Below are 17,468 nucleotides of genomic sequence, written 5' to 3'. Positions count from 1 at the left end.
TTATCGTTTGTAGTACGGGTACACTGCCTGTTTGAACTGCGACCACGCGTCACCGACCGAGTCGGTGCCGTGCTGCTGTTCCTCGCGGATGTAGAGGTCTTCCCACTTGCGGCGGCGCTTCTTGACGATCATCACGTCGGGGAGGAACTCCTTGCGGTACAGTAGGAGGATGAACGCGAGGTCGATGAAGATGACCGCGAGGACGCCCCCGAGGTACATGTTCCCGATCTCGCTGTACCCCCAACCGGTCACCAGTCCGTACGTGAACAGACCGACGAACACGACCTCGACCACCGTCAGCAGGACGATGGCGATGGCCGCGGCCGTACTCTCCCGCGCCGCTTCGTAGCGGTGAATGTCGCCGTAGGTCGAGCCTGTGGATGACATCGTTAGTTACCTCCACTCGCGTGCGGCGATTCGCCGTACTTCAGGAGGAAGAACGTGTAGACGAGCGACACGGCTATCATCAACAGGGTCGCGAGGCCGACGAAGTGGGCTTGGAACGGAACGCCCATGTGTTCGGGGTTGGCCTCTTTCTGCCCGCCACCGCCGCCGCTACTGATGCTCTCTTTGACGTTGATGGTACCGACCATCCCGGCGGTCTCGTGAGGCTGACAGTAGTACTCGAACGTTCCGGTCGTATTGAACGTGTGGGAGTACTCGTAGCCCGTGTTGTACGTCTTACTGGGTGCGCCGGGCGTCCCCTGCCAGTCAGCACCCTCGGGTTGGCTCGACGGGACGACGTTGTGGTTGTCCGACTCCCAGACCCACTTCACCGTCGTTCCCGTTGCAATCGTAATCTCGGCGGGCTCGAACACGAGGCTCCCGCCGGGACCGACTATCACCTCTTTGGTCGGACCGCCACCGCCGGACGCGCCTCCGCTGGTCGTCGTTCCGTTGGCGGCAGTCGTGGTCTCGTTTCCAGAGGCAGTGGTATTGCCGGACGACGTGGTGGTCGTCTCTTGGGCCGCAGCGGCCGTCGCCCCTGCGGCACCGCCGCCCGCAACACCGGTGGCTGCCATCAGAAAGTCCCGCCTCTTCATACAGTTGAAAGTCAGGACACGACTTGCTTAAAGCCACCGATGCCGCCGGACCGGTGTTTCGGCGGCCGACGCGCCGAGTATGGGTCTAGTTCCCACTCTCGGAGGCCGACGAGACTCCGGTTTCCGCCGCCCCGCCGTCGGCCGGGTCGGCGGTCTCCTCGGCGAGCGAATCGGACGACTCGGCGTCGGAGTCGGGGAGGAAGTCGGGGCGCTTCTCGTCATCCAACCCGACCGCCCGGAGGCGGTTGCGGTACTCTTCGGCGCGGAACCGGTCGGAGAGTCGGGCGTTCGCCACCAAGAGGAAGACGAACACGCCGAAGGCGAGGAAGCCGAACGCCGCCACCGCTGCGATGATGGGGAGGCCGACGGCTATCCACGACACGAGCAGTGCGACGCCCGCGAGGACGTGGACCGCGGCGACGACCTGCATCAACTGGTTGCCGAGTTTCCCGGACCCCTCCGGCACCTCCGCGGGGTCGGGAAGCACCTCGCCCTCCGGCATCTCGGGCACGTCGTAGCTCTCCATCGAGGCCAGAGCGACCGAGGGTTTCACGTCGCGGAGGACGGTGCCGCTCCCCTCGATTGTCCCGTCGGGGTAGACCACGGCGTACCCCTCGTCGGAGTACGCCAGCAGTTGCGGTTCGCCCTCCTGTTCGATGCGCTCGACCACGGCGAACACGTCGCGGTCGGCGACCCGACTCTGGAGGTCGGCCTCGACCCTGTCGAGCAGGTCGCGGCCGGTGATCCACGAGTCGTGGTCGAAGACGGCCTCCCACTCCTCGTAGGTCATCTCGGCCATGTCCTGCGGCCCGAAGTCCTCGAAGTCGTACTTCTCCTCGATTTCCTCGGGCGTGAGTCGGTCGCGCTCGTCGCCTGCGGGGCGGTCCCGAGTCTCCGCCCCTTCTTCGGGGGCGGGCCGGTCGCCCGCGTCGGCCCCGCTCGGCGAATCGACCGGTCGCTCGCCCGCCGGGTCGTCCGAGGCGTCGGTCATTGTCCGAAAGTCAGACCCGTAGCGGTATAAGCGCCGCGACGTAGTCTCGGCGCGCGGTCGGTCGAGACCGGTCCGAACGGCGTCGATTGGCGTGAAAAGTCAGAACGGCGTCCACTCGCGCGGTTGGTCGCGCAGGCCCCGAACTCGGAGTTCGCTGCCCCCGTCGTCGCGCTCCCGAACGTCGACTCTGGCGTCGCAGAGTTGGGTCACGGTGCTGACGACCTTCTGGTCCTGCGTGGCCGGGTCGATGAAGAACACGCCGAGGCCGTCGGTCGCCGCGATGCGCCCGCTGACGGTGTGTACGAACCGCGAGACGGTCTGAAAGTCGGCGTACATCAACAGCGTCGAGACGGAGTACAGGCCCGCGCGAACGCGCTCGGTGCCCGCCCGATGGATGTTCTGGTAGAGCCCCGAGAACTCGATGCCGATGCCGGTCAGGTCGCCCGGACTCGACACCGTCTCGACCCTGTCGGCGAACCGGCCACTCCCCGACCCCCTGCTCACGCAGTCCACGACGCCGAGCGGCGAGCGTCCGAGGTCGGTACAGAGGCCGTCGCACTCGGAGAGCAGTTTCCCGCTCGCCTTGTCGGTCGAGACGAGGACCATCCCCTCCCCGCGGTCGTTCCCCTCGGCGACGAGGCGGAGCGCGAGTCGCCGCGCGCCGCCCATCGCGGGTCCCGCGACGAGCAGGTTCGTACCGGGTTCGATGCTCCCGAGCGGCAGGTCGTCGGCGAACTCGTACGGTCGGGCGCGTCGTTCGCTCACCGGCGACCACTCCCGGCGTCTCGCTCCGGCAGGTCGGCGGGGTCGCGCTGTAACTGCGTCACCTCGTGGTGGAGTTCGAGGACGGTCATCGTCACGTCGGCCAGCGTGGCGAGGAACTCCCGGTCGCTCTCCGAGAAGGTTCGTGGCTCCTCGCCGTAGGCACAGAGCGTCCCGATGGCCAGTCCGTCCGAGGTCCGCAGGTCCGCGCCGGCGTACGACCGGATTCCGAGGTCGTCGAGCGTCCGGTTCTCCGCGAACCGCGGGTCCTCCTTCACGTCTTCGACCACGGCGACCGGCCCGTCCTCGACGATGGCGTAGGTGCAGATGGAGTCCTCGCGGTTCGTCGGCGTCCAGTTCGCGCCGTGACAGACCAGAAACTCCTGACTGTGTTCCTTTATCAGGTTGACGGACGCCATCGGCACGTCGAGGTGCCGGGCCGCGAGGTCGGTAATCCGTTCGACGTCGTCCTGTAGCGTCTCGGGGTCGAGTTCGTAGGCCTCGAGCGCGGCGAGTCGGTCGGTCTCGTTCTGGGGGAGCGGATACGCCGTCTGGGTCCGGAACGACCCGGTGAACGCCACGACGTTCCGCAACTGCTCGGCCGCGTTCGGCGCGTCCTTGGCGACGTACTCCGCGACCGGGTCGCCGAACTCGTCGGTCGCCAACTGCTCGCGGTCGGCCGCGGTGTAGAGGACGCACCCGACGCTCGGCCGGAAGTCCCGGACGCGCGCGGCGAGTTCGAGGCCGGTTCCGTCGGGAAGGTCGTGTTCGGTCACGACGCAGTCGACGTCCCGGTCGCGCACCCGTTCCTCGGCCGCCGCGAGCGACTCGGCCGTGACCAGCGTCGGGGCGTCGCCCGCGTCCCGCAGTTGGGCGAGCGTCTCCTCGCGCGCCGACTCGTCGGGGTCCACGCAGACGATAGTGAGTCCGGACATTGAGATAGTTCGTCCCGACCCTGGTACGTCGAACTGATTAAGGTTGCTACCCGCTGTGGCGGCGCTCCCCGTCCGGGCGGATTGCGCGAGTCAGGTTTCGCACCCCTTAACCGCCAGCGCTCCTAACCGCCGCGCATGGCCAGCGAGACGTTGGTTGCGGCCGGAGTCGCCCTCGTCGTCACTGCCAGCTTTCCGTTCTACCTCTACGGGGCGTGGTACATCCTCAATCAGGAGGTGGTCACGTGGGACGTGTTGATGCACCACCTCAAGTTCATCACGGTCGGACTCCTGCTGACGACAGTGCCGTTGGTGACGTGGATGCTCCCGCGGTTCTTCGACCAGTTCGGCGGGTTCGCGGCCCTCCACGCCTTTCTCGGCCTCCAGGCCTACGCGATGTTGCTCGTCGCGATGACGGGCATCGTCCGCATCTTTCAGGTCAAACACCAGCACGACCTGTACGACAGCGACGCGGCCGACCGCGACGTGGACATCGGCGAACTCCACGAGAACATGGGCGCGTGGCGCGGCCGACTCCGCGTCGGCGTCGCTGGCTACGTCCTCTTCTGGATGCTGGCGTGGCTAATCGGGATGGTCCGGTTCTTCATCGACTACGTGTTGTACTGAACCGAGTTCACCGCCGCTCAGAGTTCTCGGGTCCGCGTGTTCGATTCCGCCCGCACGACGCACTCGCTCGGCACGTCCGTCGAGACCGTCGTCCCCGCTCCGACGACGGCGTTTTCCCCGACGGTGACGCCGGGAAGGACGACCGCACCGGCCCCCACGAACGCGCCGTCTTCCACGACGATTTCCTCGAACCGGTCGTTCCCGAACTCCATCCCGGTGTCGGTGAGGTCGTGCGTGACGCCGACGATGGAGGCGTTCGGGCCGACTTGGACGCGCTCGCCGAGTCTCGCGTTCTCGACGTAGCAGTTCGCGTTGACGACCGTCGGGCCGTCGAACACCGACTTCTTGACGGAGGTCCGCTCGTACACTCGCACGCCGTCGGCGAGTTCGGAGTCGTGGACGGTAACGTACTCTCGGAGTTCGACCTCGCCGAGCGTCGAGTCTACTATCGACGCCGTCTCGTCTATCGTCATAGCGGAGCGCGAACGGCGACGGTAATCAATCCACCGGAGTTGACAATGAGCTAGCAGAAACAGCTCCGCGGGCGGTCAGTTCCACGTCTCGCCGCTGGCCAAGTCCACGTCGTGGTCGAGTTTCGAGGACGGACAGAGGTCCTCCACGACGCAGTCCGAGCAGTCGGGGTTCCGGGCGGTGCAGGTCGCTCGGCCGTGACTGATGAACAGGTGGGTGTACTGCTGCCAGTGTTCCTCGGGGACGATTCCCATCAGGTCCTGCTCGATGTCCTCCGGTCGCTCGTCCTCCGTGATACCGAGTCGGCGGGAGATGCGCTGGACGTGGGTGTCCACGACGACGCCCTCGACGATGTCGTAGCCGTGCTGGAGGACGACGTTGGCGGTCTTGCGGCCGACGCCCTTCAGGTCGGTCAGTCCCTCCATCGTGTCGGGAACCTCGCCGTCGTACTCGTCGATGATGGTCCGGGCGGACGACTTGATGTAGTCGGCCTTGCTGTTGTGGTAGGTGATGGAGCCGAGTTCCTCCGAGAGTTCGTCCTCGTCGGCCTCGGCGTAGTCCTCGACGGTCTCGTACTTCTCGAAGAGATGTTCGGTCTCCTCGTTCACGCGCTCGTCGGTACACTGCGCCGAGAGCATGACCGCGATGAGGAGTTCGAGGCGGTTCGAGAAGTTGAGCGAGATGGTGGAGTCTGGATACTCGTCGTAGAGGCGGCCGATGACCTCCTCGGCCTGCGCTTCGCGCGTGTCGAGTGGCTCTCCCATGCGGGAAGCGTGGGGCGGAAGGGGTTTGAGCTATTCGGGTTCGAGCGACGACGCCGACTTCCACAAAACCTATACGGATTTTAGTTCCGGTCAAGAGTGTGAACAGAACTGCTGTCATCGCCGCGGTCACCCTCGTCGGCGTCGCGTTGACGGGATACGGAGCGTACTTCTTCGTCGACTCGGGCGGTTGTTCCACCTATTATCTGTCCGTCAGCGACGATGCGAGCGGTTACGCGGACGCACCGACGACGGAGTTCGAGAATTTGACCGACGAGCAGAAGGCGGGATTTCGGAAAGCACTGAGCGCAGGCGACGAGGTAGCCGTCGCCGAACTCCACTTCGAACGACCGACGTGGGTCAGGTATCGAGGCGACTCGTACTTGGTTCTCGGGATGGTGAACGACGGGTGTTCGCCTCTACTCCACAACGTCGTTCGCACGACACCGCTTGCGGTCGGTCTGCTCCTGTTGGCGTCTGCGGGAATCTGGAGATACAGGACGGAGTAACACGACGCGCCGTCGACACGTCCGACCCGTCCGCGGTTGGGGTCGGTTCCGGGGAATTTAAACGGACATCGCTCCCCCGTCAAAGCATGAAGGCGACCGCGAAAGCCCACCCCATTCAGGGACTCGTCAAATACCACGGGATGCGCGACGAAGAACTCCGTCTCCCCTACCACGACTCCATCAGCGTCTGCACCGCGCCGAGTCACACCAAGACCACCGTCGAGTTCGACCCGGACCTCGACTCGGACACCTTCGTCGTCGGCGGCGAGGAGTTGGCCGACCACGAGGCCGACCGGGTGTCGAACGTCGTCTCGCGCGTGCGGGACCTCGCCGACGCCGACCACGCCGAGTACCCGGTCCGACTGGAGAGCGAGAACTCCTTCCCGTCGAACGTGGGACTCGGCTCCTCGTCGTCGGGGTTCGCCGCGGCCGCGACGGCGCTGGCCGAGGCCGCTGACCTCGGACTCTCCCGACCCGAAATCTCGACCATCGCGCGCCGGGGCTCCTCGTCGGCCGCCCGCGCCGTGACCGGCGGCTTCTCCGACCTCCACGCCGGACTCAACGACGAGGACTGTCGGTCCGAGCGCCTCGACTCGCCGCTCGAAGACGACCTGCGCATCGTGGCGGGTCTCGTCCCCGCCTACAAGGAGACCGAACACGCACACCGCGAGGCCGCCGACAGCCACATGTTCGAGGCGCGACTCGCCCACCTCCACGACCAGTTGGCCGAGATGCGCGACGCGCTCCGCGAGGGCGACTTCCACCGGGTCTTCGAGACCGCCGAACACGACTCGCTATCGCTGGCCGCGACCACGATGACCGGTCCCGCGGGATGGGTCTACTGGAAGCCCGCCACCTTAGAAATCTTCGACGCCGTCCGCGAACTCCGCGAGGAGGAGGACGTGCCGGTCTACTTCTCGACCGACACGGGCGCGAGCGTCTACGTCAACACGACCGACGAGTACGTCGAGCGCGTCGAAGAGGTCGTCGCCGACTGCGGCGTCGAGACGATGGTCTGGGAGGTCGGCGGTCCGGCCGAGGTTCTGGACGAGAGCGAAGCCCTGTTCTGAGCCGTCCTACGCGCCGGTTTCCACGTTTCGGAACTCGAAGCGCGCGCCGCCCGCCTCGCTCTCGGTCACGTCGCAGTCCCAGCCGTACGTCTCCACGAGGCGCGCGACGAACGTGAGGCCCAGTCCGATTCCGTCGGCCTCGGTGCTGTGTCCGGCGTCGAAGATGGTCGCGCGCTCACCCTCCGGGATGCCGCTTCCGTCGTCGGCGACGTAGAACCCCTCTTCGAGGCTGCCGATGCTGACCGTCAGCGTCGCGTCGTCGCCCCGCAGGCCGCCGTCGGCCGAGAGTTGCTCGTTCTCGGTCGCGCGCTCGGCGGTGGCGTTCGCCGGACGACTGTTCGCGGCGCCGTGTTCGCCGGCGTCCTCGCGAGACTTCGAGCGAGGGGTCGTCGACCCGTGTTCGACGGCGTTGCTGAACAGGTTCTCCAGCAGGTGCCAGCAGTGGACCGGGTCCACCTGAATCGTCCGGTCGGTCTCGACCCGGAGCGTCGCCCCTTCGGGCGAGAGGTCCGCCCACGCGTCGGCGGCGGCCTCCGAGAGGTCCACCGCCTCGTAGTCGATGTCCGCCTCGCTCGTCCGCGCGGTGACGAGCAGCACGTCTATCATCTCCTCGATGCGGTCGAGCGCGGTCGCCACCTCCTCGGCGGCGTCGCCGTCGTCGGTCACCGCCTGTTCGAGGTATATTTGAGCGATGGAGAGCGGGTTCCGGAGTTCGTGAGCCAGCATGCTCGCGAACGATTCCAGTCGGTCGTTCTGGCGCTTCAGTTCGCGCTCGCGCCGACTGAGTTTCTCGGTGGCGATGGTCCGGTCGCGGAGCGACTTCAGCATGCGCTCGACCTCCCGGGCGGGTCGGTCCGGTCCGAAGAACTCCTCGGGCGGCGTGTAGTAGGCGTTGTGCGACACCGTGTTGTCGTAGACGAGGTGGGGGTGCGTCCGAACGATGTCCCGAAGCACCTCGGCCGGGAAGCGGTTGCGGTTGTACTGACAGAGCGCGATGGAGTCCTCGTCGGGCAACAGGTGGTTGAGTCGGCCCTCGTACTCCACGAGGTCCTCTATCTGCGGGTCGTCGCCGAATATCCACGTCATCTCGCCCGCGATTCGGAGCGCCTCGTACTCCTCGGTGGCCTCCTCGATGGCGGCCTCCAGAAACGCCAGCATGTTCTCGGGGTCGAACGAACCGCCCCGACAGTACGTGTCCTGCTTGGTGTGGAGCGTCAGCGCGCCGGACTCCAGCGCGTCGTCCACGTTCACGTCGGCGTTCCGCATCGCGTCGAGAACCTCCGTCTCGGAGTTCTCGTCGGCGATGTAGAGACACCGCTCGTTCCGGTCGAGTCCCTGCTCGACGAACGGCACCGCGGCCGCGAACTGCTCTTCGCGGGTCTCGTAGACGAGCGCGAGGTGGTCGTTCGAGTCGTGACCGTCGAGGGGTTCGACGGGACCCCGGAACGCGGGGCTCTCGCGTAGGGCTTCGAGTCCGCTTTCGAGGCCGAGCGTCGTCCGGTCGCTTCGCCGGTCGGTGTGTACTGGGTTGTGGCTCATGATGGTCAAGTGGTCTCGGAGGAGGGCGACGGCGTTCCTCGACGAGTCAGCAACTCTACGAGACGCTGGCCGAGATACAGACGACGGCCGACGACTCGCGTCAGTGAACTCCCTTCCCCGTCCCCGTCGAACCGCGGACCGATTCCTGCGACCCCCGAGTCGTGACCACACGTTGTCGTCGAGTTCACTTAAATGCCGACCGTTATCTGTCCTACTCGGACCGAACCGCGGTCTGGCGGTCTCCGGTCCGCCCGCGTTCTGTGCCCGCCTGTCTACTCCTCCTCTCACCGCTTTCGTCCATCCTCCCCTCTGACCGTTCTCTCTGCGCTTTCCGTCGCTCGTCCGTCCCACGTCGGCCTCCCTCACTTCTATACCCGCACGCTCCGTACCCCCGACGAATGCGAATCGCTGTCCTCGGCGCGGGCTACGCCGGACTGACCCTCGCCCGAAAACTGGAGCGCACCGTCCCCGACGACGTGGAGATTCTGGTGGTCGAGCGGACCGGCCGCCACCTCGTCCAACACGAGGTCCACCGCGTGATTCGCCGCCCCTCGCTGGCCGACGACATCGTGGTCGAGTTGGACGAAGTGCTGGACCGCGCCGGGGTCAGACGGGCCGAGGTCGTCGACGTGGACCCGGACGCGGGCGTCGTCACGCTAGCGTCGGGCGAGCGAATCGACTACGACTACGCCGGGGTCTGTCTCGGGGCCGAGACCGCCTTCTACGACCTGCCGGGCGTCGAGGACCACGCCGCGCCGCTCAAGACGCTGGACGATGCCGAGCGGATTCGCGAGGAGTTCCTCGACGCGCTGTCGGCCGGTCGTCCGGACGACCCCGCCCGCGTCGTCGTCGGCGGCGCGGGCCTGTCGGGCGTGCAGGTGGCGGGCGAACTCGCGGCGTTCGCCCGGGAGGAGGACGCCAGCGAGTCGGTCACCATCACCCTGCTCGAACAGTTGGACGAAGTCGCGCCCGCGTTCCCCGAGAACTTCCGGGCCGCGGTCCGCGACCAACTCGAAGCCCGCGACGTGGAGATTCGGACCGGAACCGGGGTCGCTTCCGCGGACGACGACTCCATCGAACTCGAAACCGGCGAGCGACTCGACTACGACCAGTTCGTCTGGACCGGAGGCATCCGCGGTCCCGACGCGCTCGACGGCGAGCGCCCCGCGGTGAAGAACACCCTGCGACTCGGCGACGGCACCTTCGTCGTGGGCGACGCCGCCCGCGTGGTGGACGCCGACGGCGAACCGGTCCCGGCGAGCGCGCAGGCCGCGGTCCGGGAGGCCCGCTCCGTGGCCGAGAACGTCGCCAAACTCGTGGAGTACGACCGGGAGGGCGACGACATGTTCGAACCGCGACTCGACCCGTTCGCGTTCGACTCGCCGGGGTGGCTGGTCTCGGTCGGCGACGGCGCGGTGGCTCAAGTCGGGCCGACCGTCCTCACGGGCCGGGCCGCGAAGGCGCTCAAGACCACCGTCGGCGCCGGCTACCTCTCGTCGGTGGGTGCGATACGCAACGCCGCAGATTTGGTCGGCGAAGAACTAGGGTACGAGCGGTAATCGGCCGGGGCGCTCAGAGCCAAGGGACGCCGAGCGCGCCGGACGCGATGATTTCGAGGCTTTCGAGGACGACGAGAACGACCCAGACCGCGAGCCACGCGACTACGCCGATACCGATGGCGCTGCCCCAACCGCCGGGATACCGCGCGTTGATGACGTACACCCACGCGACGAGACCGAGGACCGCGCCGATGAACTCTCCGGCGAACGGAATTATGCCGAACAGCCCCGTGATGAGCCACCAGACGAACGCGCCGACTAGCGCGGTCAGGACGGCGTACTCGTAGTCGTTTCGGTCGGCGATGACGCGCGCGCCGACGTAGATGCCGAACGCTCCGATGAGGAGGCTCACGACGAACCCGATGACGAAGTTCAGGAACCCTACCATGTACGTAACTGTATCGACCGGACTTTTATAAGTGGTGTCCATCGCTCGAGAGCGCGCTCGGGGTCAGACCGGAGAGCGCGTCGGGTCCGACGGTGTCAAAATCCGCTAATCATACTGACACGAAAGGATTCCGTTGGTCGTCCGGCGTCAATGGGTTTAAGGTTGTGGGCCAACCTCGGGAGCGCATGGCACGCGAAACTGCGTTCGTAGACAAGGCGCTGGCGGGGGCGGTCGGCCTCGCCGCCGGAGCCGTCATCGGTGCCCACGCACTGCGCCGGTACCGGCGCAGCGAGGGCACGACCATCGTCTGTACGGAATGCGGCGAATCACTCCCGGTCGACGACGTACTCGACCCGACCGTGACCTGCTCCTGCGTGGCACCGCGGGACTCCCACGGCTTCTGGTAGCGAGACGTTTTCCCGCTTCGCGCCTACCACCCCGTATGGACGACTCGGACCTGCGCGAGCGACTCGAACAGCGACTGATGAGCCACGGCGTCTACGTCACCGACCTCGCGACCGACGACGCGACGCTCCGCATCGAGTACGAGACGGCCTCGTCCGGCGAGGGCGTGCCCCACCGCGAGGTCGGCCGGGTCCTCAACCGCCTGCTGGCGCTCCAAGACGAGGGATGGGACCCCATCGACGTGCGCGCCGACGTGTCGAGCATCGAGGAGGACCCCCGCGGCGCGTGGCGGGCCGACGCCGAGTGGTTGGCCGCTCACGCGCGCGGCGACCTCTCGGACGTGGACCTCTCTCAGCGCGTCATCGACACCATCGAGGAAGCGTGAGGACGGCCGGAGCGTCGGGAATCGGTACCGTCGGTTCCGCGACGCATCCATCCGGAAACTCGTCCGAATTGAAGCGTTTCCGTTGACGGAACAACTTATCTTCCGTCGGCGTCTGACAGACGGGTATGGACGCCGCGGACTCCCTCGCAGACACCCTCGCGGTCTTCGACCGTGCGGACTCCCCTTCGACGCCGTACACGACGAGCGAAGTCGCCGACGAACTCGACTGTTCGCGCCGGACCGCCTACAACCGCCTCGAACGACTCGCCGAGAGTGGCGACCTCGAAACCAAGAAGGTCGGCGCGCGCGGCCGGGTCTGGTGGCGGCCCCCGGACCCGACAGACGGTGGGAGCGACGACGCGGCCGAAGACGACGCGTCCGTAGACGACGCGACCCGACTCAGAGAGCAGGTCCGCCGACTCGAACGCCAGCGCGAGGACCTGCGCCGCGAACTCGACGAGTTGTTCGAGCGCATCGACGACGCGTTCCTCGCGCTCGACGACGACCTGCGCGTCACCTACGTCAACGAACGCGCCGAGTCCCTGCTCGACGTGGCGGCGACCGACCTCCTCGGCCGCCCCATCCACGACGAGTTGGAACCGGGAGTGCACTCCGAGCGACTCTTCCAAGAGGCGTTGGAGACCCAAGAGTCGGCCACCTTCGAGGAGTTTCACGAACCGCTCGACCGGTGGTTCGAGGCTCACGTCTACCCCTCCGACACGGGCCTGTCGGTGTATTTCCGGGACGTGACCGAGCGCAAGGAGCGCGAGCGCGAACTCGAACGCTACGAGACGGTGGTCGAGACCCTCTGGGACGGCGTCTACGCGCTAGACGAGGACGAGCGGTTCGTGATGGCCAACCGGCGGTTCCTCGACATGACGGGGTACGACCGAGAGGAACTGCTCGGTCGGCCGATTCACCTCGTCCACGGGGAGTCGGTCAACGAAGTCGCAGCGGAGTCGAGTTCGACGGTGGCGACGAGCGACCCCGAGGGGGCCACGCTGGAGTTCGACCTCCGGCGGAAGGACGGCGAGACGATTCCGGTCGAGAGCAGGTTCGGGCCGTACGGTCCCGACGACAGGTACGCGTGGACCGGCGTCACTCGGGACGTCTCCGACCGCAAGCGGTTCGAGGAGACCCTGAAGTCGCTCCACGACTCCAGTCGGGAGTTGCTCGGCGCGAAGTCCCGCGAGGAGGTCGGCGAAATCGCGGCGAACGCCGCCACCGACGTCCTCGACCTGCCGGGCGTCATCGTCTACCGCCACGACGCCGCCGACGGCCGACTCCGGCCCGCCGAGCGGTCGGTCGAGGCCGACTTCATGCGAGACGAGTTTCCCGATGTCTCGGCCGACGACAGTACCATCACCGGGAGCGCGTTCGTCGGCGGCGACCCGGTCCACCACGACGACGTCCTCGACGCGCCGAACTTGGGCGTGGACCCCGACGGCACCCGGATGCGCGCCGGGTCGTTCGTGCCGATGGGCGACCACGGCGTCCTCGTCGTCGGGTCGCGCGAACCCGGCGAGTTCGACCACCGGACCCGCCAGTTGGTCGAACTGCTGGCCGCGAACGCCGAGGCGGCCTACGACCGGGTCGCCCGCGAGACCCAACTCGTGCGCCACCGCGAGCAGTTGACCGCGCTCAACAACCTGAACGCGGTCGTCCGCGACATCAACGAGGCGCTGGTCCAGCAGTCCACCCGCGAGCAGGTCGAGCAGGTCGTCTGCGACCGACTCGCCGACGCCGAGTCCTACGAGTTCGCGTGGTTCGGCACGGTGGACACCCAGTCGGAGACCGTCGAACTCACCGCCGAGGCGGGCGTCGAGAACTACCTCGACGGCGTGGAGATTTCGATAGACCCAGACGACGCGACCGCCAGAGGCCCGACAGGTCGGGCGGTCCGGACCGAGGAGATGCAGGTCACGGGCGACGTGTTCGAGGACCCCGACTACGAGTCGTGGCGCGACCACGCTCGGGTCCACGGCTTCCGGTCGTCGGCCGCGATTCCGGTCACGTACGAGGACACGCTGTACGGCGTGCTGAACGTCTACGCCGACCGCGTCGGCGCGTTCGAGGGCGACGAGCGGCGGGTGGTCCGGCAACTCGGCGAGGTGGTCGGCCACGCCATCGCCAGCATCGAGCGCAAGCGGGCGCTGATGAGCGACGAGATGGTCGAGTTGGAGTTCCGCATCCGGGACGTGTTCGAGTCGGTGGGCCTCCCCGAGAGCGAGGGCACCATCTCGTTCGACCGGGCGGTCCCGGTCGGCGACGACGTCTTCATCGAGTACGGCACCGCGACCAACGACGCGATAGAGACGCTGACGGCGTTGCCCGAGCAACTTCCGTACTGGGAGGAGGTGACGCCCGTCCGCGAACAGTTCGGAACGACCACCTTCGAGGCCCGCCTCACCGAACCGCCGGTCGTCTCGATGGTCGCGTCCGCGGGCGGCTACATCGAGAGCGCGTCCATCGAGGGCGGCGACTACCACATGACCCTCCACTTCCCGCCGACCGTCGACGTCCGGAGCGTGGTCGAACGCGTCCGGGACGCCTACCCCACGGTCGAAGTCGTCACCCGGCGGCAGGTCTCGCGGACGAGCGAGTCGCTCCGGCGACTCGACGAGGTGCTGACCGACGAGATGACCGACCGCCAGCGCACCGCGCTGGAGACGGCCTACTTCGCCGGGTTCTTCGAGTGGCCCCGCGAGAGCAGCGCCCAGGACGTCGCCGAATCGCTCGGCGTGGCCGACGCGACCTTCCACCAGCACGTCCGTCTGGCCGAGAACAAGCTTCTGGGCGCGCTGTTCGAGCAGCCAGCCACTAGTATCCGGTGACGCAACCTCGCTGATTAGGCAACGGGGTTACTCCCGTCTGTAGTGAACGGCTGGCGTACGAATGTCTCCCTCTCCCGGCGAACCGGAACCCGGAAGCGCTCCGCGGTCGGCGAGCGGTGGCCTCGCACGCCGACGGTCGCCGGGGAGTAGCGACCGCCCGGTCGCGCGAACTCAGTCGAGAACGTCGGCCAGCGCGTCCATCGTGCGCTCGACGCGGTCCGGGTCGGCGTTGTACCCCATGTGCCCGACCCGGAGCACGTCGTCCGCGAGGTCGCCGAGACCGGTCGCCACGACGACGCCGCGGTCGTCCGCCAGTCGCTCCTGCAGTTCGCCGGCCCGACTCTCCGTCCGGAACGCGGTCACGGTCGGCGAGCAGAGCGCGTCCGACTCCGCGAACGGTTCGAGTCCGAGGTCCCGGCCGCGCTCGCGGCACTGCGCGGCGACCGCCTCGTGGCGGTCGTAGACTTCCCCCAGACCCTCGTCCAGCAGTCGGTCGAGCGAGGCGTCCAGCGCGTAGAGGTTCGACACCGCGTGGGTGTACGGCAGGTGCGGCGGCGCGTCCTCCGGGATGTCGGCGTCCCGCCACGGTTCGAGACTGGCGTAGAAGCTGTTCTGTTCGGTCTCCTCGACCTTCGACCACGCCGCGTCGCTGACCGACAGCGTGGTGAGACCCGCGGGGGAACTGAAGCACTTCTGGGACGCGCCCAGACACACGTCGATGCGGTCGGTCGGGACCGGCGTCCCGCCGAGCGACGAGACGGCGTCCACGACGGTCAGGACGCCCGCGTCCTGTAGGACGCCCAGAACCTCGCCGAGGTCGTTCAGGACGCCGGTCGGCGTCTCGCAGTGGACCATCGTCGCCACCGCGAAGTCGCGGTCCTCGACCAGTTCCTTCACCGCTTCCGGGTCGAATCCGGCGTCGGCGGGCGCGTCGTGGACCACGGGGTCGCCGTCCTGCATCTCCACGAAGTCCGCGAACCCCTCGCCGAAGATGCCGTTGGCGAGACACAGCACCTCGTCGCCGGGCGCGACCAGCGAGGCGACGCTGGCCTCCAGTCCGAGCATCCCCTCGCCGCTCAGCACCAACACGTCGTCGTCGGTGTCGTAGACCCGCGCCAGTTTGTCGAGCAGGTCGCGGTAGAACGGCGAGAACTCGGCCTGCACGTCGGGGTTGACCGGCGGGCGAGCCATCGCGTCCAGCACGTCCGGCGGGACGGCGGTCGGGCCGGGCGTCATCAGCAGTTCGTCGCGTTGGGTCATGTGAGTGTGTGGCACCGGGTCGGGTAAAGAAGCGTCGTTTGCTCGGAGAGGTCGGGAAAACCTCCGACAACCGCCGCGAACGCAGAGGGTTATAGAGACGCGGAAAAGACAGATTTTCGTTGCTCAAAAGGGTACAGAGTTATCTACGACCCGTCTTCGTCGTCCTCGCCCACGCGGAGCAGAATCGGTTCGGGGTCGTACGCGGTCAGGACCGCGATGCGGCCCGTCCCGGTGTCGAACTCCACGGTCCGGCCGCGGCCGCCGCCCACGTCCGCGCCCTCGACCGGCACGTCGAGTTCCGCGAACGCCTCGCGGGCGGTCGCGACGTTGTCGTCGCTGACCTCCCGGGGGAGTTCCCGGAGGTCGAGCAGGTCGCTCCCGCCGACGACGTACCCCTCCAGCGCCCCGTAACTCGCGCCCGCCGAGACCGCTTCGCGGAGCATCGTCTCGACCGCGGCGTCGACGTACTTGCCCTCGCTGGTGCCGTCGCCCTCCGACTGGCGGGGGAGCATCGCGTGGGCGAGGCCGCCGACCGCGTTCTCGGGGTCGTAGACCGCGAGGCCGACGCACGCGCCGAGACCGTAGGCCGCGAGCGTCGACCCGTCGCCCACGACCTCGTACTCCGAGACGCCGACGAACCGGCGCTCGCGGTCGGGGTCGTCGGGGTTCGACTCGTACGTCTTCACTCTATCACCTCGAGGTCGACCGCCGAGAGCTTCGTGACGAACTCCTGCTTGCCGGGGAACATGTATATCGCCGCGTCCACGTCGTGTCTGGGGATTCGTAGCCGCGACCGGATGAACAGGCCGACCCCGTACTGCTTGAGGATGCGCGCGACGAGGGTCCGCTCGGGGTCCTGCACCGGGACCGGCGACCCCGTGTCGATGGTCGTCTCGAACAGCGTGGCCCACTCGTCGACGAACCCGTTGGCCATCATGTTGCAGAGTTCGGTCAGCGCGTCCCGGCCCATCTCGGTCGAGACCGACGAGAGGTCCTCGACCGCCCGCTGGAGCATCAGCGCCGCGGCCTTGTTCGCGCTGTCCATCGGGAACACGACCAGCACGTTCCCGACCAGCGGCTTGCTCAGCAGGACCCGCGCCCCGGCGCGGTCCTCGCCCCGGAACTGGCTGGCGACGGTCGCTTGGTCGGCGTAGCCGATTTTGACCTGCTCGGTCGTCACTGACAGGTCGTCGTCCAGCACGTCGTTGAGTCGGGACTCGACCCCGCTGACGCCCTCGTCGCCCAACCAGTTCAGCACCGCCAGCGTTTCGAGCGGAATCGACGGCTCGTCGGCGCTCGCCGCCGGGTCGGGGTCGGCCGTCGACTCGCGGTCGTCCGCTGGCGCTCGCTGGTCGCCCGAGCGGTCGCTCGCGCCCGTCTCCTCGTCCGCCCGGTCGGTCTGCTCGGCGGCGTCGTTTTCGGGCGTCACGATTGATCCCTCGCGTTGGCGACGAGAACGTCGAGGTCGAGGACCCCGATTGGCTCGTCGGTGCGCTCGGACGCCTCGACCACGGCCCGGAACCACCGCCGTCCGACCGGCGGGTCCCACGCGGCCTCGTGGGGCACCGCGACGGTATCGACGTGGTGGGCGTCGATGCCCGTCACCTCCTCGACCAGCAGGCCGGTCGGCCGGGCGTCGCCCCGGTCCAGCAGGAGGAGCGTCGCCTCGTCGGCCGGCGCTCCGTCCGCGAGACCCAGCAGGGCGCCGGCGTCCACGACGACCGGCAGTTCGCTCCCGAGGTTGGTCACGCCCGCGATGGCCGGACCGGTCTGGGGAACCGGCGTCACGTCGGGGTCGGAGACTATCTGCTCGACCCGGCCGAGTTCCAGTCCGTAGGCACGCCCGCCGAGCGGGAATCGGACGAACTCGACCCACTCGCGTCGGTTCTCGGTGGTCTCGGGCGGCGTCGCCGCGCTGATGTCGCCGCTCAT

The 17,468-nt window shown here is 67.7% G+C and carries 20 protein-coding genes; 7 read left to right on the top strand and 13 right to left on the bottom strand.

Going from position 1 to position 17,468, the window contains the following annotated elements:
* From M0R89_RS12980 to M0R89_RS12960, 5 genes are all read right to left on the bottom strand, one after another.
* Positions 1-387, bottom strand: coding sequence for a DUF7318 family protein (locus M0R89_RS12980; RefSeq protein ID WP_248649510.1), 387 nt, complete (start codon positions 385-387; stop codon positions 1-3).
* Positions 388-389: 2 nt separating this feature from the next.
* Entirely contained in the window at positions 390-1,043 is a 654-nt protein-coding gene (locus tag M0R89_RS12975; protein ID WP_368408832.1) for a plastocyanin/azurin family copper-binding protein, read from the bottom strand.
* 85 nt (positions 1,044-1,128) lie between these two features.
* Entirely contained in the window at positions 1,129-2,034 is a 906-nt protein-coding gene (locus M0R89_RS12970) for a DUF7319 domain-containing protein (RefSeq protein WP_248649508.1), read from the bottom strand.
* 99 nt (positions 2,035-2,133) lie between these two features.
* Positions 2,134-2,799, bottom strand: a complete 666-nt coding sequence (locus M0R89_RS12965) for a DUF7504 family protein (RefSeq protein WP_248649507.1) — start codon at positions 2,797-2,799, stop codon at positions 2,134-2,136.
* Complete coding sequence (locus M0R89_RS12960; protein ID WP_248649506.1) at positions 2,796-3,731, bottom strand: GAF domain-containing protein; 936 nt, start codon at positions 3,729-3,731, stop codon at positions 2,796-2,798. The genes M0R89_RS12965 and M0R89_RS12960 overlap by 4 nt, the downstream gene beginning before the upstream one ends.
* Before the next feature lie 135 nt (positions 3,732-3,866).
* Between M0R89_RS12960 and M0R89_RS12955 the strand changes: the two genes are divergently transcribed.
* The gene (locus M0R89_RS12955; protein WP_248649505.1) at positions 3,867-4,355 is read left to right on the top strand and encodes a DUF7321 family protein; all 489 of its coding nucleotides are present in this window, start codon (positions 3,867-3,869) and stop codon (positions 4,353-4,355) included.
* Between the two features lie 17 nt (positions 4,356-4,372).
* Here the strand turns inward: M0R89_RS12955 and M0R89_RS12950 are convergent, their stop codons facing one another.
* Together M0R89_RS12950 and nth are read right to left on the bottom strand one after the other, a co-directional pair.
* On the bottom strand, positions 4,373-4,828 hold the full coding sequence (locus M0R89_RS12950) for a DapH/DapD/GlmU-related protein (RefSeq protein ID WP_248649504.1): 456 nt from the start codon (positions 4,826-4,828) through the stop codon (positions 4,373-4,375).
* A gap of 75 nt (positions 4,829-4,903) precedes the next feature.
* On the bottom strand, positions 4,904-5,590 hold the full coding sequence (nth, locus tag M0R89_RS12945; RefSeq protein WP_248649503.1) for an endonuclease III: 687 nt from the start codon (positions 5,588-5,590) through the stop codon (positions 4,904-4,906).
* A gap of 98 nt (positions 5,591-5,688) precedes the next feature.
* Here nth and M0R89_RS12940 point away from each other — a divergent pair, with 98 nt between their 5' ends.
* Both M0R89_RS12940 and mvaD read left to right on the top strand, forming a co-directional pair.
* Positions 5,689-6,096 carry a DUF7979 domain-containing protein gene (locus tag M0R89_RS12940; RefSeq protein WP_248649502.1) on the top strand — a complete coding sequence of 136 codons (408 nt, stop codon included), beginning with the start codon at positions 5,689-5,691 and terminating at the stop codon, positions 6,094-6,096.
* 86 nt (positions 6,097-6,182) lie between these two features.
* Positions 6,183-7,166, top strand: coding sequence for a phosphomevalonate decarboxylase MvaD (mvaD, locus tag M0R89_RS12935; protein ID WP_248649501.1), 984 nt, complete (start codon positions 6,183-6,185; stop codon positions 7,164-7,166).
* A gap of 6 nt (positions 7,167-7,172) precedes the next feature.
* On the opposite strand, the gene M0R89_RS12930 is transcribed toward mvaD, so the two are convergent.
* Positions 7,173-8,705: an MEDS domain-containing protein gene (locus M0R89_RS12930; RefSeq protein WP_248649500.1), complete on the bottom strand. Its 1,533-nt coding sequence runs from the start codon at positions 8,703-8,705 to the stop codon at positions 7,173-7,175.
* A 398-nt stretch (positions 8,706-9,103) separates the two neighbouring features.
* Between M0R89_RS12930 and M0R89_RS12925 the strand changes: the two genes are divergently transcribed.
* A complete protein-coding gene (locus M0R89_RS12925) occupies positions 9,104-10,264 on the top strand; it encodes an NAD(P)/FAD-dependent oxidoreductase (protein ID WP_248649499.1) in 1,161 nt (386 codons plus the stop codon).
* A 13-nt stretch (positions 10,265-10,277) separates the two neighbouring features.
* On the opposite strand, the gene M0R89_RS12920 is transcribed toward M0R89_RS12925, so the two are convergent.
* The gene (locus M0R89_RS12920; RefSeq protein WP_248649498.1) at positions 10,278-10,652 is read right to left on the bottom strand and encodes a hypothetical protein; all 375 of its coding nucleotides are present in this window, start codon (positions 10,650-10,652) and stop codon (positions 10,278-10,280) included.
* Positions 10,653-10,837: 185 nt separating this feature from the next.
* Here M0R89_RS12920 and M0R89_RS12915 point away from each other — a divergent pair, with 185 nt between their 5' ends.
* The 3 genes from M0R89_RS12915 to M0R89_RS12905 all read left to right on the top strand — a co-directional run bounded on the left by M0R89_RS12915 (position 10,838) and on the right by M0R89_RS12905 (position 14,276).
* On the top strand, positions 10,838-11,059 hold the full coding sequence (locus M0R89_RS12915) for a hypothetical protein (protein WP_248649497.1): 222 nt from the start codon (positions 10,838-10,840) through the stop codon (positions 11,057-11,059).
* A 35-nt stretch (positions 11,060-11,094) separates the two neighbouring features.
* A complete protein-coding gene (locus tag M0R89_RS12910; protein ID WP_248649496.1) occupies positions 11,095-11,442 on the top strand; it encodes a DUF8159 domain-containing protein in 348 nt (115 codons plus the stop codon).
* Positions 11,443-11,567: 125 nt separating this feature from the next.
* Positions 11,568-14,276 carry a bacterio-opsin activator domain-containing protein gene (locus M0R89_RS12905; RefSeq protein WP_248649495.1) on the top strand — a complete coding sequence of 903 codons (2,709 nt, stop codon included), beginning with the start codon at positions 11,568-11,570 and terminating at the stop codon, positions 14,274-14,276.
* A 171-nt stretch (positions 14,277-14,447) separates the two neighbouring features.
* Here M0R89_RS12905 and M0R89_RS12900 read toward each other — a convergent pair whose 3' ends face one another.
* The 4 genes from M0R89_RS12900 to M0R89_RS12885 form a co-directional block, all read right to left on the bottom strand.
* A complete protein-coding gene (locus M0R89_RS12900; RefSeq protein ID WP_248649494.1) occupies positions 14,448-15,536 on the bottom strand; it encodes a pyridoxal-phosphate-dependent aminotransferase family protein in 1,089 nt (362 codons plus the stop codon).
* Positions 15,537-15,679: 143 nt separating this feature from the next.
* Entirely contained in the window at positions 15,680-16,222 is a 543-nt protein-coding gene (locus M0R89_RS12895) for a chemotaxis protein CheD (RefSeq protein WP_248649493.1), read from the bottom strand.
* Positions 16,219-16,965, bottom strand: a complete 747-nt coding sequence (locus tag M0R89_RS12890; protein WP_248649492.1) for a chemotaxis protein CheC — start codon at positions 16,963-16,965, stop codon at positions 16,219-16,221. Before M0R89_RS12890 ends, M0R89_RS12895 begins: the two co-directional genes overlap by 4 nt.
* Entirely contained in the window at positions 16,962-17,468 is a 507-nt protein-coding gene (locus M0R89_RS12885) for a chemotaxis protein CheW (RefSeq protein WP_248649491.1), read from the bottom strand. Before M0R89_RS12885 ends, M0R89_RS12890 begins: the two co-directional genes overlap by 4 nt.

This window comes from Halorussus limi, from assembly GCF_023238205.1.
Taxonomy (GTDB): domain Archaea; phylum Halobacteriota; class Halobacteria; order Halobacteriales; family Haladaptataceae; genus Halorussus; species Halorussus limi.
Note: the sequence above shows the minus strand (reverse complement) of the source record. Positions and strands in the feature narration are given on the sequence as shown.

Coding starts and splice junctions, on each gene's coding strand:
- M0R89_RS12915 (WP_248649497.1), top strand. CDS start 10,838: ATGGCACGCGAAACTGCGTTCGTAGACAAGGCGCTGGCGGGGGCGGTC.
- M0R89_RS12955 (WP_248649505.1), top strand. CDS start 3,867: ATGGCCAGCGAGACGTTGGTTGCGGCCGGAGTCGCCCTCGTCGTCACT.
- M0R89_RS12950 (WP_248649504.1), bottom strand. CDS start 4,828: ATGACGATAGACGAGACGGCGTCGATAGTAGACTCGACGCTCGGCGAG.
- M0R89_RS12920 (WP_248649498.1), bottom strand. CDS start 10,652: ATGGTAGGGTTCCTGAACTTCGTCATCGGGTTCGTCGTGAGCCTCCTC.
- M0R89_RS12975 (WP_368408832.1), bottom strand. CDS start 1,043: ATGAAGAGGCGGGACTTTCTGATGGCAGCCACCGGTGTTGCGGGCGGC.
- mvaD (WP_248649501.1), top strand. CDS start 6,183: ATGAAGGCGACCGCGAAAGCCCACCCCATTCAGGGACTCGTCAAATAC.
- M0R89_RS12960 (WP_248649506.1), bottom strand. CDS start 3,731: ATGTCCGGACTCACTATCGTCTGCGTGGACCCCGACGAGTCGGCGCGC.
- M0R89_RS12930 (WP_248649500.1), bottom strand. CDS start 8,705: ATGAGCCACAACCCAGTACACACCGACCGGCGAAGCGACCGGACGACG.
- M0R89_RS12910 (WP_248649496.1), top strand. CDS start 11,095: ATGGACGACTCGGACCTGCGCGAGCGACTCGAACAGCGACTGATGAGC.
- nth (WP_248649503.1), bottom strand. CDS start 5,590: ATGGGAGAGCCACTCGACACGCGCGAAGCGCAGGCCGAGGAGGTCATC.
- M0R89_RS12925 (WP_248649499.1), top strand. CDS start 9,104: ATGCGAATCGCTGTCCTCGGCGCGGGCTACGCCGGACTGACCCTCGCC.
- M0R89_RS12900 (WP_248649494.1), bottom strand. CDS start 15,536: ATGACCCAACGCGACGAACTGCTGATGACGCCCGGCCCGACCGCCGTC.
- M0R89_RS12980 (WP_248649510.1), bottom strand. CDS start 387: ATGTCATCCACAGGCTCGACCTACGGCGACATTCACCGCTACGAAGCG.
- M0R89_RS12885 (WP_248649491.1), bottom strand. CDS start 17,468: ATGAGCGGCGACATCAGCGCGGCGACGCCGCCCGAGACCACCGAGAAC.
- M0R89_RS12905 (WP_248649495.1), top strand. CDS start 11,568: ATGGACGCCGCGGACTCCCTCGCAGACACCCTCGCGGTCTTCGACCGT.
- M0R89_RS12970 (WP_248649508.1), bottom strand. CDS start 2,034: ATGACCGACGCCTCGGACGACCCGGCGGGCGAGCGACCGGTCGATTCG.